The 16,158-nt window shown below is 61.7% G+C and carries 8 protein-coding genes, 1 tRNA gene and 1 pseudogene; 2 read left to right on the top strand and 8 right to left on the bottom strand.

Going from position 1 to position 16,158, the window contains the following annotated elements:
- Positions 1-520: 520 nt before the first annotated feature.
- The 7 genes and pseudogenes from HUU46_03660 to HUU46_03630 form a co-directional block, all read right to left on the bottom strand.
- Positions 521-640: pseudogene (locus HUU46_03660) on the bottom strand (prepilin-type N-terminal cleavage/methylation domain-containing protein).
- A gap of 79 nt (positions 641-719) precedes the next feature.
- The gene (locus tag HUU46_03655; protein NUM52718.1) at positions 720-6,524 is read right to left on the bottom strand and encodes a hypothetical protein; all 5,805 of its coding nucleotides are present in this window, start codon (positions 6,522-6,524) and stop codon (positions 720-722) included.
- Between the two features lie 14 nt (positions 6,525-6,538).
- Positions 6,539-8,191 carry a hypothetical protein gene (locus HUU46_03650; GenBank protein NUM52717.1) on the bottom strand — a complete coding sequence of 551 codons (1,653 nt, stop codon included), beginning with the start codon at positions 8,189-8,191 and terminating at the stop codon, positions 6,539-6,541.
- The gene (locus tag HUU46_03645; GenBank protein ID NUM52716.1) at positions 8,188-10,260 is read right to left on the bottom strand and encodes a hypothetical protein; all 2,073 of its coding nucleotides are present in this window, start codon (positions 10,258-10,260) and stop codon (positions 8,188-8,190) included. The genes HUU46_03650 and HUU46_03645 overlap by 4 nt, the downstream gene beginning before the upstream one ends.
- 9 nt (positions 10,261-10,269) lie before the next feature.
- Positions 10,270-12,528, bottom strand: coding sequence for an NAD(P)-binding domain-containing protein (locus HUU46_03640; protein ID NUM52715.1), 2,259 nt, complete (start codon positions 12,526-12,528; stop codon positions 10,270-10,272).
- A 134-nt stretch (positions 12,529-12,662) separates the two neighbouring features.
- A complete protein-coding gene (locus HUU46_03635; GenBank protein NUM52714.1) occupies positions 12,663-12,863 on the bottom strand; it encodes a hypothetical protein in 201 nt (66 codons plus the stop codon).
- A gap of 289 nt (positions 12,864-13,152) precedes the next feature.
- Positions 13,153-13,244: transfer RNA gene (locus tag HUU46_03630), tRNA-Ser, on the bottom strand.
- Positions 13,245-13,630: 386 nt separating this feature from the next.
- Between HUU46_03630 and HUU46_03625 the strand changes: the two genes are divergently transcribed.
- The gene (locus HUU46_03625) at positions 13,631-13,987 is read left to right on the top strand and encodes a GntR family transcriptional regulator (protein NUM52713.1); all 357 of its coding nucleotides are present in this window, start codon (positions 13,631-13,633) and stop codon (positions 13,985-13,987) included.
- A 222-nt stretch (positions 13,988-14,209) separates the two neighbouring features.
- A complete protein-coding gene (locus HUU46_03620; GenBank protein ID NUM52712.1) occupies positions 14,210-14,746 on the top strand; it encodes an NUDIX domain-containing protein in 537 nt (178 codons plus the stop codon).
- 221 nt (positions 14,747-14,967) lie between these two features.
- Here HUU46_03620 and HUU46_03615 read toward each other — a convergent pair whose 3' ends face one another.
- The gene (locus tag HUU46_03615) at positions 14,968-16,035 is read right to left on the bottom strand and encodes a cellulase family glycosylhydrolase (protein NUM52711.1); all 1,068 of its coding nucleotides are present in this window, start codon (positions 16,033-16,035) and stop codon (positions 14,968-14,970) included.
- Positions 16,036-16,158 lie beyond the last annotated feature (123 nt).

Genomic DNA, 16,158 nt, shown 5'->3' with positions numbered 1-16,158 from the left:
TGTCCGGCTTGTCGCCATCATGTCCGCCGCCCGGTTTATCGCCATCATGTCCGCCGCCCGGTTTGTCGCCGGTATGTCCGCCGCCCGGGCCATTGTCATTATCGTCGTCTTCGCCATGTCCGCCGGAGCCCGGCTTTCCACCCTCATGGTCGTTATCGTTGTCGTTTTCAGGTTTCTCGCTCTCTGGATTCTTGTCTTTCGGGGGCTTCTCTTTCTCCTTCACCGGCTTTGGGTCCTTGCCCGGTTTGGAGTCGGCGTACGCGGCTGGAAGACAGAAATCGCGCAGCAACGAGCCGGCGCGGGCCAGAGCCGGTCTTGATGCAACGGAATCCGAATGATCCATTGACCGGGCATAGATGTTTGCGTCGAGAAGGTCTTGCAGCGTACCGAAATCGCCAATGCTGTCGCTGTTCGTGTCCTTTATGCCGGCAGCCTGAAACTGAATTTGCGCGATATGGTATTGCCGCAGGAAACCGATTACTTGCGCCTCTCGCGCTTGTGTCCGGGATCGCGCAACACTCGGAACGCTAAGGGCCACCAGCGCGGAAATGATGGCGACTACGATCATGAGTTCCAGCAGTGTGAATCCGTGCCGTTGCGAGTATCTCATGCCGCGATGTCCTTGCGTCCTTATCCCCATTACCGGCTGGCGAAATCGATTATCGCACGACCGACAACCGGCGTCCAGGGTCTTGGCGCGTGTGAAAAAATAGTAGTGTTCATTTGCGCTTCAAAATCAACTTGAACAGTTCCTGCAACCCATCCGGGTCCGGTCCGGTGAGACTGTCGTCAACTGGCGATGACAGGCCACGGCTGCGGCCAGCATCCGGGTTCGTCAACGAGCGGCTGCGGCCCCGATCAGGACCCGTCAACCCGCGGCTGCGTCCCGGGACCTTGTCGCGCAGGTTGTTTATTGCCCGGCGGCGCCCGGCGCGATCCTCCATGTTTTCAGGCACGATGCCCCCGGCTTTATGGCGACCGTTGGGATGGCAATCTAGGCAGGCGGAGCTTTGCCAGACGTATCCGTCCACGTCCTTGTGTTCTTTATCCGCCTCGGACTTGCGGTGTTCGTGGCAATGCGTGCAGCTAAAGATCGACGAATTGCCCGGTGTCGTATGGCAGTCCGCGCACTCGAGGCGGCTGTGCGGTCCTGACGTAATCGGGAACGGGTGGTTGAAGACCGCACCTTGCCACGTCGTAGTCGTATGGCACTCCGTACAATCGAGCGGGAACCCCGATGCCGCGTGATTGGGGTCGGTCGCCTGTTGATAGTCCGTCAGGTGGCAGCTCTGACAATCGGTCGGCAGCGGGCCGATTCCACCCTGATGGCATTGCGCGCAGTCGAGGCCTCCGTGGCCGCCGGTCAGCGGGAAACTGGAGGGATGGATAAATGACGCCCCTTCCCACGATGTCGTCGAGTGACACTGGGTGCAGTCCTGTGGGAAGCCGGAGGCTTCGTGATCCGGATCCGTCGTCTGCTGGTAGTCGTCCAAGTGACAGTTCGCGCAGTCCGATGGCAACGGCCCGATTCCGCCCTCGTGGCACGTCGAACATGCAATGGCAGCATGCCCGCCCGAGAGCGGGAAACTCGCCGGATGCTGGAAAGTCGCTCCGTCCCAGGTCGTCGCGGTGTGGCACTGCGCGCAATCCGTTGGGAAACCCGCCGCGGCATGGTTTGGATCGGTAGTCGACTGGTACTCGTCAAGATGGCACGCGCTGCAATCAGTCGGCAGCGGCCCAATCCCATTGGTATGGCAATCCGTGCAGTTTAATCCGCCGTGTGCGGCCGTCAACGGGAAGCTGGTGGGATGCGTAATCGTCGCACCCTGCCACGCCGTTGTCGAGTGACACTGCGTGCAATCCGTGGGGAACCCGGACGTAGCGTGGTTTGGATTGGTTGCCTGCTGGAAATCGTCCAAATGACACGATTCGCAATCCGTGGGAAGCGGCCCGATCACGCCGACGTGGCACTCCGCGCAGTTCACGTTACTGTGACCGCCGGTCAATGGGAAGCCGGCCGGGTGCACAAAACGCGCCCCTTCCCAAGTTGCCGTCGTGTGACACTCGGTGCAGTCCGTCGGGAACCCGGCCGCAACGTGGTTCGGGTCCGTCGTAGCCTGGTAATCCTCAAGATGGCAACTGGCGCAGTCCGTCGGCAACGGTCCGAGCCCGCCTTGGTGGCACGCATTGCACTCCAGTGCGCCGTGTCCCTGGGTCAATGGGAAGTTCGTGGGATGCACAAAGGTCGCGTCATCCCACGACGTCGTCGTATGGCACTGCGTGCAGTCCGTTGGGAACCCCGATGCTGCATGGTTCGGATCGGTCGCGCTCTGGTATTCGTCCAAGTGACAGCTCGCGCAGTCCGCCGGCAACGGCCCGACCGTGCCCTGGTGACACTCCGCGCAACTGAGGCCACCATGGCCCGCCGTGAGTGGGAAGCTCACCGGGTGCTCGAACGTCGCGCCTTCCCACGACGTGGTCGTATGGCATTGCGTGCAATCGGTCGGGAAGTTCGTTTGCGCGTGGTTTGGATCGGTTGCGCTCTGATAGTCGTCGAGGTGACAACTCGCGCAGTCCGCCGGCAACGGCCCGACATTTCCTTCATGACACTGCGAGCAATTCAACCCGCTGTGTCCGCCTGCCAGCGGAAAACTCGAGGGATGTGTGAATGTGGCGCCCTGCCACGTGTTCGTCGAGTGGCACTGCGTGCAGTCGGTCGAGATTCCCGTTGCCGCATGGTTCGGGTCCGTCGTTGCCTGATAGTCGTCCAGGTGGCAGCTCGCGCAATCCGTCGGCAACGGCCCGATACCCCCTGCGTGGCACGCCGCGCAGGTTACGCCGCTATGGCCTCCCGTGAGCGGGAACGTCGATGGGTGGACGTACGTTGCCCCTTCCCACGTTGACGTGGAATGGCACTGCGTACAGTCGGTCGAGAAAGCCGCCGATTGGTGATCGGGGTCGGTCGTTGCCTGGAATTCGTCGAGGTGGCAACTGGCGCAGTCCGCCGGCAAGTCGCCGAGTTGGCCGACGTGACATACCGAACACTGCAATCCGCCGTGGCCTGCCGTAAGCGGGAAGGTCAGCGGATGTGCGAAAAGCGCCTCGCCCCAGTTCGACGTGCTGTGACATTCCGTGCAGTCCGTCGGGAACCCGGCGGCTGCATGGTTCGGATCGCCCACGTCTTGGTAATCGTCCATATGACAGCTTGCGCAGTCCGTGGGTATCGCGCCAATGGTTCCCGTGTGACATTGCGAACATTCCTGTATTCGATGTCCCTTCGTCAGCGGGAACGAATTCGGATGGGCGAACGTGGATTCGCTCCAGTCGCCGGTTCGGTGACATTGCGCGCAATCGAGCGGAATACCCGCCGCGGTATGGTTTGGCTCAGACGCCGCGTCGTAGTCGTCGCGGTGGCAGCTCGCGCAATCCGCGGGGATCGGTCCGGTGCCGTTGACATGGCATTGCGAGCATTCCAGGTTCTTGTGTCCGCGCGTCAATGGGAACGACGCGGGATGGTCGAAGACCGCCCCTTCCCAGCTTTCCGTCGAATGGCACTGCGTGCATTCCGTTGGGTAGCCGGAAGCTGCGTGATTGGGATCGGTCGTGGCGTCGAAATCGTCGCGGTGGCAGCTCGCGCAGTCCGATGGTATGGGGCCCGTACCGCCCTCATGGCATTGCGCGCAATCGAGACTGCCGTGGCCCAACGTCAATGGGAACGACGCCGGGTGCTCGAAGTCCGCACCTTCCCATGAACGCGTCGAATGGCATTCGGTGCAGTCGGTCGAGAATTCCGATGCTGCGTGATTGGGGTCCGTCGTGCCGTTGTAGTCGTCGCGGTGGCAGCTCACGCAGTCCGTCTGCAACGGACCAATCCCGCCCGTATGGCATTCTGCGCAGTCAAGGTTCTTGTGCCCGCGTGTCAATGGGAACGTGGCGGGGTGCGCATACGTCGAATTCTCCCAATTCTCGGTTGTGTGGCATTGCGTGCAATCCGTAGTGAAGTTCGACGTTGCGTGGTTCGGCTTTGTGACCGAATCGTAGTCGTCACGGTGGCAACTCACGCAATCCGCGGGAATCGGTCCGGTTCCGCCTTCGTGACACTGCGCACAGTCGAGATTGCCGTGGCCCAAGGTCAGTGGGAATGACTCGGGGTGCGTGAATTCCGCACCTTCCCACGAGCGCGTCGTGTGACACTCGGTACAGTCTGTCGAGAACTGTGACGCCACGTGGTTGGGATCGGTCGTTTCGTCAAAGTCATTGCGATGGCAACTTACGCAGTCCGTCGGTAACGGCCCGATGCCGCCTTCGTGGCATTGGTTACAGTCGAGGTTCTTGTGGCCGCGCGTGAGCGGGAACGTCGTGGGATGCTCGAATGCCGCCCCCTCCCAGCCTTGCGTCGTATGGCACTGCGTGCAGTCCGTTGGGTACCCGCCCGCCGCGTGGTTCGGATCGTTCGTGGCGTCGAAGTCGTCGCGATGGCAACTCACGCAATCGGATGGGATTGGTCCCGTGCCGCCCTCGTGGCATTGTGTGCAACCGAGGTTGTCGTGACCCAACGTCAACGGGAACGACGCCGGATGCTCGAAATCCGCGCCTTGCCACGATCGCGTCGAATGGCATTCCGTACAATCGGTGGAAAATTCCGATGTCACGTGGTTCGGATCGGTGGTCGCGTCGAAGTCGTCGCGATGGCAGCTTACGCAGTCGGAGGGAAGCGATCCGATCCCGCCTTCGTGGCATTGCGAACATTCGAGATTGCGATGCCCCTTCGTCAACGGGAATGACGACGGGTGATCGAATTCGGCGCCTTCCCAGGTCCGCGTCGTGTGGCACTCGGTGCAATCCGTCGAAATCTCCGCCTGCGCATGGTTTGGCTCGGTCGTAGCGTCGTAATTGTCGCGGTGACAGTTCACACAGTCCGTTGGCAAGGGCCCGATGCCGTCGGTATGGCACTGTGTGCATTCCAGGTTTTTGTGGCCTTTCGTCAACGGGAAAGTAGACGGGTGCTCGAACGTCGCGCCCTCCCAACGCTCCGTCGTGTGGCATTGGGTGCAGTCCGTCGAGAAATCCGACGTGACGTGGTTCGGTTCGGTCACGCCGTCGTAATCGTCACGGTGGCAACTCACACAGTCCGCGGGAATCGGGCCGATGGGTTCGTCGTGGCACTGCGCACAGTCGAGGTTGCTGTGGCCCAGCGTCAGCGGGAACGTGTCCGGATGGGTGAAGGTCGCGCCTTGCCACGTCCGCGTCGTGTGGCACTCCGTACAGTCCTTCGAGAAGTTTGCGGATTCGTGGTTGGGATCCGTCACCGCTTGATAATCGTCGAGATGGCAACTCGCGCAATCCGCGGGGATCGGGCCCACCTCGCCTTCATGACACTGAGCGCACTCGAGTCCGCCGTGTCCCAGGGTCAGCGGAAACGTCGACGGATGGTCGAATGTAGACCGCGTCCAGGAAGTCGTACTGTGACACTGTGCGCATTCGGTCGAGAATTGCGATTCCACGTGGTTCGGATCGTCCGCCCGCTGGTAATCGTCCATATGGCACGCGGTGCAGTCCGTCGACAAACCCGGCGCGATACCCTGCGTGTGACACTCCGAACAGTCGATGTTCTTGTGCCCGCCGCGCAGGGGGAACGTCGCGGGATGTTGAAACGATACGGCGTTCCACGCCGTCGCCGTATGGCATTCGGTGCAGTTCGTGCCGAAATTGTTCTTCTGGTGATTGGGATTGGCCGCGCGCACAAAATCCTCGAGGTGGCACGCCGAACACTGGTTCGATATGGTCTCGAGATTCGCTTCCTTGTGGCAGGCGGCGCACCGCACCGACTTGTGCGCGTCGCGTAACGGAAACGACGCGGGGTGATCGAACTTCGCGCTGTCCCACCCGAATTGCGTGTGACACTTCTGGCAGTCTTCCGTGAATCCGACCGAATTGTGATTGATCAGCGCGACGCGGTTAGCGTCGTCGATGTGGCAGCTCGCACATGCCGTATCGAGACCGGTGTACTGGCCCCGTTCCGCACCGTCGTGACAAAGCACACACTCGACCGCGGTGTGCGCGCCCACGAGCGGAAACCGCGTCATGTCATGCTTCGCGATCGATGCACGCGGCCTCCAGGTTTCCTCGTTGTGGCATTCCAGACACGCCGCCCCAAGCTCGCCCTTGTGAACGTCTTCGTGGCAACCCGCGCAACCGCGCGCGGCGAACGTTTCCACCGGCCCCCGATCGTTGTGACAACGCAGGCACGAAGCGCTTTGGTGCGCGCCGCGAAGCGGATACTCGGTTTCCTTCTCGTGATCGAACGCAAAGTCCGCGCGCAGTTCGTGCCAGTCCTCCGTTGTATGGCATAGCGAACAATCGGCGGGAAACGTGTCGTGCGGAACGACAGGACCAAACGCCGCGTCCCACTCCTGCGGTTTCAACACGTACGCGCACGAAGCGGCAATCAGGAGAAGAATGCACACGGTCCCGGCCACTCGAGCGGTGCGTCGTTTGGCTGGTTCGTTCCGCAGGTCGTCCATGTTCCACCCTCTTCCTAGAAGCGGTACTCGAGGTACAGTTCGGTCCCAAACGCGTCGTCGTCATCGCCGAAGTCGTAGTGTTCGCTGAGATTCAGCGCCCAGTTTCCGAAGCGCCAATCCAGCCCGCTGCGAAGCGTCTGGCGTGTGTATTCGCTGCTCGTGTCGTCTGTGTTGATCGTTTCGTAGTCGTAGCGGTCGTACGCGAGATACGTGTAAATGTTCTTGAAGTTCTTCCGCAGTTCGAGACGGTAACCTAGCCCTTCCGTGAACGATCCCGTCGTGTACCGCACGGAGGAATGGAGGGAGAAGTCGTAACGCGAGATGTTGGTCCAGTCAAAACCGATCTGCCCGCCGTATCCGTGGTCGCGATGATCGTTCCACGCGTTGACGCGGCCGGTTACGCGAAAATCGGGCGTGAGTTTGTACCATGCGGAGAGCTCCGCGCGGTCGACGCGGCCTTCGTCAATCAGTTCGGGGTCCGGTTCCCCATACTCTTCGCGCAGGATATCCGGCCACTCGAAGTGCGATAGCGACAAGCCAAACCCGTACCTGTCGGAGGGCGTGTACCGCGCCTGAAGATATGCCTGCGTCAGGCCGATACCGCTGTTGTACGCGTCGCCCGACGAGTAGATGTCTGCCTTGAACGAGCCATACAACCAGAGCGACTGCGTCGGTTGCAGGCTGATACGGCCAAGAATCAAGTCGCGATCGGCTTCACCCTTGTGCCACGTCTTCTCGTACGCGAGCATGTACGACAGCGAATCGCCGCGTTTGGGCTGCTTCGCAAGAAACACGTTGACGCTGAAGTCGTCGCCCGTCTTGCGTTCGCCCGACGGTAGCGGCAGGAAGCCCATCGATCCGCCGATGCGCAGTCCGTTTGGATACAACACGGCCGCTTCGGCGCCATCGAGTAAACCGATTTCGGGTACGTCGGCGGGATAGAAGCGTCCGAGTTCGAGCCGGTACGGCGAATACTCGTAACCGCCAAGCATCAACGAAAGGCGGTCAAGCCGCCAGCGCCGATCCGTTTCGCTTCCGCCGCCGGATTCTTCATCCCCTTCCTGGTCGTATCCGCGGACCGACGCTTGTGTCGAAAGCTGAAACCGTTCGCCCCAGCCCAATTGGTTCGTCGCGGACATGGTCACGCCCATGCGCGCGTAGTAATACTCCGCGAGCCGGTCGTCGCCGCGGTCCCACGTATAGTCGAACTGCGTGTACGCGCGGCCATCGATCTCCGGCGGCCGGTCCGACGCTTTCTGCCGTTGCACCGGCGACAACAGCGGCACATTGGGATCTTGCGGTTCCATTTGCCGCGTCCATGGCGCGTGGCTCGGTACGCCCGGTTTCGTCGCTTCCTTCGGTTTGGTGGGCGTACCCTCTGGGACGCCTATTTCACCCTGCGTGCCAATCGGGATGGCGATGTCGTCCCAAACCTCGACACGCGCCGTATCCGGCAACGCCCCGCGCACGACACCTTCGACCTCACCCGCGCCCGCAGGGAAAAACCGCGCAACCTGACCAGGCCGTATTCCGTCGTTGCGTCCGCGATCGACAAATACGCTCTTGCCCGAAACAGCGGTAACGGTTACTTGCGCCGTCGTATCTTCGGCCGACCCCTGCACCGCCAATGCGGCCATTAAAAAAATGCTCAAGGACATTCGCGTCATTTCGGCGCGCCTCCCACCGGTTCGGTGAAGTTGTGGCAGTCCTGGCATTTGAAGCCGAGGGGCCTGTACCGGATTGCCGAACCTCCATCGTCCAGCCGGAACGGCTGATGGCATTCCCCGCAGTCGAGCTTTCCATGCTGGGCATCGAGTGGGAATCGAGAGTCTTGTTCGTGGTTGAAAATGGACTTGCGGAACGGTTGAGCGATCGAGTGACACCGCGCGCAGTCGTTCGTGCCGTCCACAGCGAACTGGCCGGCGTGCACGTCTCTGTGGCACGTCGCGCACGCCTTCGAGGCGACGCCAAATCTCCGGTTCGCGAATCCCGTTGTTGTGGACGGTGGGTGGCACTGCGCACAGTCCACCCGCGCATGCCCGCCTTCCAGCGCATATCCTGTCCACGTTGCATGGTCCTGCTGCGTCCATCTCACGCCGGCGAAATCGGCCGTGGTGTGGCACCGCGCACAGTCGCTCTTTCCTGTCGCCGCTTTTGCAGCAGCGAATATGCCGCGATGCACGTCGTCGTGACACGCCGCGCACTCCTTTGGCGTGGATGCAAACTTCTCCGCATACGGTTGGCCGGGTTTGTGACAGTCCGCGCACGACGCCGTACCGTGTCCGCCTTCCAGCGCGTACCCTGTCCACGCAACGTGATCGGCGGCGCTCCATTTCACCGCATCGAAGCGTTCCGTTGTGTGACACTTCGCACAATCCGCTGCCGGACCCGCGGCGCCGAACCGGCCCTTGTGAATGTCGTCGTGGCATGCCCTGCATTCGGTGGGCGTTGGGATAAAGCGATCGATGCCGCGCGCGGTGTCGTGACATGCATCGCACGCGATGCGTCCGTGAGCGCCACTCAACGCGAATCGCGTCTTCGCGTGAACCGCCGGCGTCATACCGGACGGCACAAAGTGCGTGAGTTCGTGGCACTGCGCGCATTCGCCCTTCGAAAAGCCCGCGTTAAACCCGCCCTTGTGCGGGTCTTCATGGCACTGCCGACAATCCCTTTGGGCGCGCCCGGGGTAGATTTCCAAGAAGCGCTGCCTGGCATCCGCCGCTGCGTCCGGCGCCTCGCGTTGACCGTAGGACTTATGGCACGCGGCGCATTCCACCTTCTCGTGGGGCGCCGCAAGCGAGAATCCGGTCGCGGCGTGTTGTACTACTGTCAACGTTGCCGACGGAGCGAGAAACGTCTGGTGTTCCGCGTTATGGCATGCCGCGCACGTTTCCGCTTCGCTTGAACGCCGTTCCGCCGCAATGGCCGCGATGAACGATGGACGGTGCGGCGATTCGTGGCACTCGCCGCACCCGCGCGCTACGCCTCCTTGCACCGCCATGAGTGCCGCAACGGACCGGTCCCCATCCGCCTCGTGGCACTCGGAACATTTCAAGCCGGCATGGCCTCCCGCCAGCGGGAAGGCTTTCGTATGATCAAAGGCCGCGACGATGTCGAATGCCTTTTCCTGACCGTGACACGACGCGCAGTCCGCGCTGAACGTGCCCTTATGAACGTCCTCGTGACACGCCGTGCAGGCCTGCGAAAGCCCGAGATAGCGCTTCTCGCCTTCCTTCAGCTCCGGCGCCCCGGAAAGCGAGTGGCACTTGCCGCACGCCAACGTCGCATGCGCGCCCGTTAGTACGTACGACGCTAAGCGTGAATGGTCAAACGACCCGGAAGAGGTCGCGCCGGCTTCTGTAAAGCTCTCGGTCGTGACAAGAGCGACCTCGCCGCCCGTGTGCTCCACGTGACACGCCTTGCATTCGCGCAATTGCTCCGGCGCCAATCGTCCGTGCAGCCCGACTGTACGCGCGCGCTGCTCTTCGATGTCCTTGTGGCAGGCGTTGCACGCGTGATCCATCGAAACGTGCTCGTCACCGTGGCATTGAATGCATCCATCGTTGCCCCGAAGCCGTGCGATGCCGATATGGCTCGGATGAATGTCGCCTGGCGAAATCCGCTCCTGTGATTCCCACCAGGCGACCAACACGACCGCCGCGAACGAGAGCCCGCCCACAATTACACCGAGAACTTTGTCTCGTGTGCGCCAGTGTTTCTTCTTCTCGTGACTCACGCTGTCATCTCACCGTGTCACGTGTCCGAGCCAGGCAAGGTCCGCAAAGCGCAGCGCCACGTAAATGTGTATGAGCGCGAGAAGGACCATGAGCACTGCCAACCACCGGTGGTAATAGCGCCACGTCGCGAGGATCGCGCGGATGTCCTCGAAGTGACTTGTCTGCAAGGTAAGCCGATACGTATTTCGCGCGAGATCGAGGAAGTGCCTCGCTTCGTCGTCCGGCACGCTCTCGCGCCGCGCTTCTTCGCGCAATTCGCGAACCAATCGCCGCAACCGAAATTGCCCATTGATCAGCGCGTAAATGCGCTCGAAGAAACTGCCGCGCCATCGCGCGGAACCGGCAAGCCGATCGATTTCCCGCCGGACTTGAACGCCGAAATTGCGGCCGCTTCGGTCCCAATCCGCGGATAGCGCGGCCAGTTCGGATCGCAGTGTATCGAGATTGGCTTCGGCGCCGTTGACCGCGCGCGGCACAAACGCGTACAGGTACCGGCCGATACTCCCCGCGATGACCACAATGAACAATGCAATCAAGGCATGGCCGCCGCTCGTGTTCTTGATGGTGAACCCGGAGTGCGCGAGCACGCACAACAAGGCAAAAAGCCCGGTGAAAACGTGCGAGCCCATCCATACCTTGAGCGACCCGCCGAGGAACGATCCCCAGCGCAACGATCGCCGTACCAGGTACAGCAGGTTCCAAATGAACAGTGCACACGCAAGGCACGCCAACACGAGCCCGAACGGTCCCGCGGGCCGCAGGTAATCATGCATCGGCGACATGGCGCGCAAGTACGCTCCGAGCTCGTAGTAGCTGCCGTACCAGTGCGTCCACACCATCATCCCAATTGCGCAGGCGAGCGCCAGGCACAATGGCACGAGGAGCCCCGTCCCCTTGTCGACCGTCTCTACGACGGCGGGGCGATCGGCTGGGTCGAACGAGACTCCCGCTTTCTCGAGTAGTTCGAACGGCGGTATCCCTCCCGCGAAAATGAACACCTCGCCGTTCGGAATGGAAATCGTCCTTGCGCGCTCGCCTTCGCCCACCGCGAGCACGACAGCGTCTTCCCGAATCTCCGTCGGTTCGCTCTCGAAAATGCAGTCCAGTTGGCCGCGTTGAATCGCATTCTCGATGGCCACGATATTGCGCGACTTGAGGCGAAAGAACGCTTTCTTCCGGTACGAAAGCGTTACGCGATTGCCCGGTTGGCTCGAAAGCCCCACCGCCGCTTCAACCGCGCTGTCGCCGCCCCCCACAACGAGAATGTTGAGGTCCCGATACGACTCGACATCCAACAGGCTGTACGAGACCTTGGGTAGTTCTTCACCGGGTATTCCAAGCTTCCTGGGGGTCCCGCGGCGTCCCAGCGCAAGACAAATATTCTTCGCGACGATGTTTCCAATCGATGTCGACGCGGCGAGGAGACCGTCGGCGCGCCGTGCGACACCGGCGACTCGCACGCCCGTCTCAATGGGCAGACCGTGTTTGTCCTTGAGCTGGTACCAAAGGTCGATTAGCTCTTCCTTCTGGTACGTAAGGCGTGGCAGGCGCCCATGAAGCGGCAAATCCACGGGTTGCGTCATCACCATCTTGCGCCGCGGATAACACGCCACCGTCCCGCCAAGGCGCTCCGCCTGATCGATCATTTGATAGGGTATGCCGAGTTCCTTGGCGCGCAGCGCGCACGCCACCCCCGCGGGACCCGAACCGACGATCAGCAAGTCGAGCGGCGCGGCCGACTTTCCATTTGTGTTGGGCCGCGCCGCCAGACGTCTTGCGACAGCGTCCGCAACCGCAACCCCTTGCGTCACTGCTGTCCGCACCAAGGCAAAGCCGGTAATTTCGCCGGCCAGAAACAGCCCCGGCACGCCCACCGCCTCGAAGTCAGCCTGCACCGCGGGCAGGTCACGCCGCTTGGACAGGTCCCCCAGCGTCACAGCAATGGCTGCGGCCGGGCAGGCCTCGGCGCAACGCGCGTGGCCCACGCACCGAGCTCCATGAACAACGACCGCCTGTCCATACACAATGTCCAGCACGCCGTCTTCCGGACATGCGGCGACACACAGACCGCAGCCAATGCATTTCGACAAATCGATATTGGGATGTTGCAGACGCGCGGCGTGGCTGCCGTGTTCCTTCGCGATCGAAAGCTCGCGGACGCTGTCGCTGAATCGCTTCAATTCCGCGCGGCGCCGCAACAACAACGCACATGCCAGAGATAGCGCGAGGACCGGCAGCGCCGACAATATCCAACTCGAACTAAGCATCAACGGGCTTCACCTTTGCTGACGCTGCTTCTCGTCAGTGTTCGTGGGAAAGCACGGTGTGCCGGTACCGCTGACTTGGCCGGCCAAGCCGGCCCTACCCCCAGAGTCACTGGTCAATCGAAAGGAATTCGCGCTTAGTTCGTAGTGTCGGGCTGAAATCTCTGCAAGAAATCCAAAATGGTGCCCACATCCGGAAACAGGTTCGTAACGACCCCCACCAAACTGAACACCCGCGTCAACAAATCGACAATGTTGAACAGAATCGAGAACACATCGTCAACGCTCGATGCCATCGCGGGTTTAGTACGCCGCCCGCCAGCCCTGCCTGGTTTCATATCCGTATTCCCTCTCATCCCACTACGATGCTCAGTCAACCGGTGTGCCGCCGATCGCCTGCGTAACACGCTCTCCAAAATCGCCAGAATCGCTGGCGTAACCCCCTATCTCTCCGCAAGCAACATAGGGGCCGCCCCGCCGCTCGGACGGGACAAAACTCTACCTGCACTGGAATAGACGGGAAACACGGGCCGACTCTTACATCCGGCGGAGCGGGCCACCCGAGATATCAGGCAGGGACGCACATGCAGAACTATCGGGATTGGCTTAACGACGGGGAAAACAGTATGGCGGAGAGGGCGGGATTCGAACCCGCGGTACACCTTTCAGCGTACACACGCTTTCCAAGCGCGCGCCTTCAACCACTCGGCCACCTCTCCGCACGGTGGAATTAAGGCGGGAAACACAGGATTGTAGTCTCCGCACGCCAAAATTGTCAAAGGGACAAGACCCTTTTGAGCAATCCGATGCCGGAGCCGCCTGCGATCCTGCGATTTCGTGCTCGTTCTCACGATCGTCATCGTAACCGTAATCGTAATCGGGCGCCTGACTTACGCACCAACAGCACGCGGTTTCTCCAGTGAACAGCGCCAACACCACTCCGTTCATCGCCACGGTTCGCGTATGACGGGTTAGCTTGTGACGAATATGTTGACAATTTACTGTATATACCTTATATATACAGATAATGCAATTGCAGAACAACCAAAAACTTCTACTACCGCCGATTTCCTCCGCTGCGCCGGGCACCCTGTACGAGCAGGTCGTGGACGGCGTAAAACGCGAGGTCGCCGAGGGCCGCCTTCTTCCCGGCGCCGCGCTGCCCTCGTTCCGCGCCCTCGCCGAGGACCTCCTCGTCAGTGTCATCACCGTCAAACGCGCCTACGAAGAACTCGAACGCGAAGGCATCATCTACCGCAAACAGGGCCTTGGCACCTTCGTCGCTGACCGGGGCGGCGAAACGGCCCGCGAAGCCAAACGATCGGAGGCGATGGCGCAACTCCGCGAAGCGCTGACCGCCTGCGCGGACCTGGAGGTACCGCTTTCCGAAATCGTACGCGACGCGCACGCTCTTTACGACGAACACGCCGCGATGCGAAACGATCCGGCCACCGGGGGATAGCCCTCCTCAACGGCCTCCGGGCCGAGAACGGATCGGCGTCGTACCCACTGAATTCGTGTCCGTGGCGTCGTGCGGTCTTCCTCCTCACCCTATTGCCCACCGTGTTGCATTGGCGCGGGCGGATTGCCACACTCGGCGGATTGGATGTTGGGCGTCTTGGACATGTCGGACGAGCTGGAATCGTCGGACAGGCTGGACTGTGCGTGAGCGAAGGAAATCAGCGTGAAGTTTACGTTTCGCTATTGTCCGCGGTGCGGCGCGGAGTCGGAGGAGCGGGAGGTTGGTGGGCAGGTGGCGCCGGTGTGCACGAGCGATGCGTGCGGGTACATCTTCTGGCAGAACTCGAAGCCGTGCGCGTGCGTGGTGTTGGAGAACGACCGGGGCGAGGTGCTGTTGTGCGAGCGCGCACACGCGCCGGACAAGGGCAAGCTCGATCTGCCGGGCGGGTTCCTCGAGTGGGCGGAGCATCCGCTCGATGCGATTCACCGCGAGGTCGAAGAAGAACTGGGCGTCCAGATCGAGGTCGAGGCGTTTCTGGGGTTCGTCATGGACCGCTACGACCACGAGGAAGTGGCGACGCTAAACATTCCGTTTCTGGGACGGATTGTCGAGGGCGAGCCGGCGCCGGCGGACGACGTGGCGGCGGTGCGGTGGCGGAGGCTGGAGGACATTGACCGCGGCCGGCTGGCGTTCCGAAACAACGAATTCATCCTGTTCGACCTCTATGCGAAGTATCGGGCCGGGCGGGAGGCAACGTAGGCGCGCCTGTGGAATCAGCGTCCTTCACTGTTGCTACCGTGTTGCGCTGGCAATCAACCGCGGAGACACGGAGATCACGGAGCCGGGCGTTCCCCGCGCGAAACGACCTGTAAGAGCAAAGCGGAGCTTTTCAAGAGCGCGTTACCTAGTGGAAACTAGGTAACGAGAAGCCGTTTCACGAGCGCGTTACCTAATGGAAACCAGGTAACGAGAAGTAGTCCCTAATTCGTTTGCAGCAGTTGGAGCATGGCGCGGTCGAGTTTGTGCCCTTGAAAGTCCTCGTAGGTCACGTCGGCGCGCTCGGAATCGACGATGCCCATGCTGCCGCGCAGGTTCCACATGGCCCAGCCCCAGCCAGCCTCTTTCCACAGGTCGAGGAAGTCGCGCATCCATGCGAGCGTGACGGCGTGCGGCGTCTGGTTGAACGCGCCGAACTCGCCAACGTGTACACCGACGCCCTGCGCCTCGATCTTCTTCCACGGATCGACGTGGAACTTCCGCAGGCGGTCTTTGTTCCACTCGCCGCTTTCCGCGGGGAACGGCCACGTGGGCACGGGCCACTTGTCCGCGCCATTGATCCAGCTCGCCTTGTAGTGCGAGATGCGCATCGGCTCGTAGCCGCGCGTGCTCTGGGCCACGTCGTGGTTCGCGAGCGACGGAATGGGCACACGCGCCCACTGACGCCCGTCGGCGATGATCAGGCGCGTGGCGTCCTCTTCGCGAATCGCCTCGATGGCACGGAGCAGCGGTCGCACGCATTTGTCCTCCGCAATGAGGTCGGGTTCGTTGACAAGGTTGAAACTGACGCGGGCGTTCGGCACGCCGGCGTAACGCTTCGCGAAGGCCCGCCAATGGTGCGCGAACGCCGCCTGCGCGGGTTCGTCGTGCCACAGCGATAGCGTTTCCGGCGCGGCCTTGTTCACCGAGTAGCCCGGCGCGCGGTGAAACGCGACGTTCACGTGCACGCCGTACTTTTCGCCAAGCGCGACCGCATCGTCGATCTGTTTCAGTTCCGCGTCGTCGATGGTGAGCCAATCATCCTGCCGGGCCCAACAGCGGTAATCCAACGGGAGACGGACGAAGTCGAACCCCCATTCCTTGATCCATGCGAAATCGCGTTCGACGAAGGGTTGTTTCGTCTCCGCCACAAACTTCTCGAGCAGGTTAAACCCGCGCCAGCGGGGCAGCTTCGACGGGGTGACTTCCGCCGCCGGATTCTCAGCAGCATGCGAAGACGTAGCGACAGATGCCGTTGCGAGTGCGGCGCGCAGAAAGGTACGGCGGTTCATGTTGGCTCCCCCGGTAGGCCCAGACATTGTAGCAGGAATCGCACGGCGGCCGGCGTGCGATCTGCTGTACGCGGCAAAGCAGCGAGCATACGAAGTCAATTTGGAGTGCGGTAGCAGAGTCCG

The sequence above is a fragment of the Candidatus Hydrogenedentota bacterium genome (assembly GCA_013359265.1).
GTDB lineage: Bacteria > Hydrogenedentota > Hydrogenedentia > Hydrogenedentales > SLHB01 > JABWCD01.
This window is presented reverse-complemented; position numbering and strand designations above follow the sequence as displayed.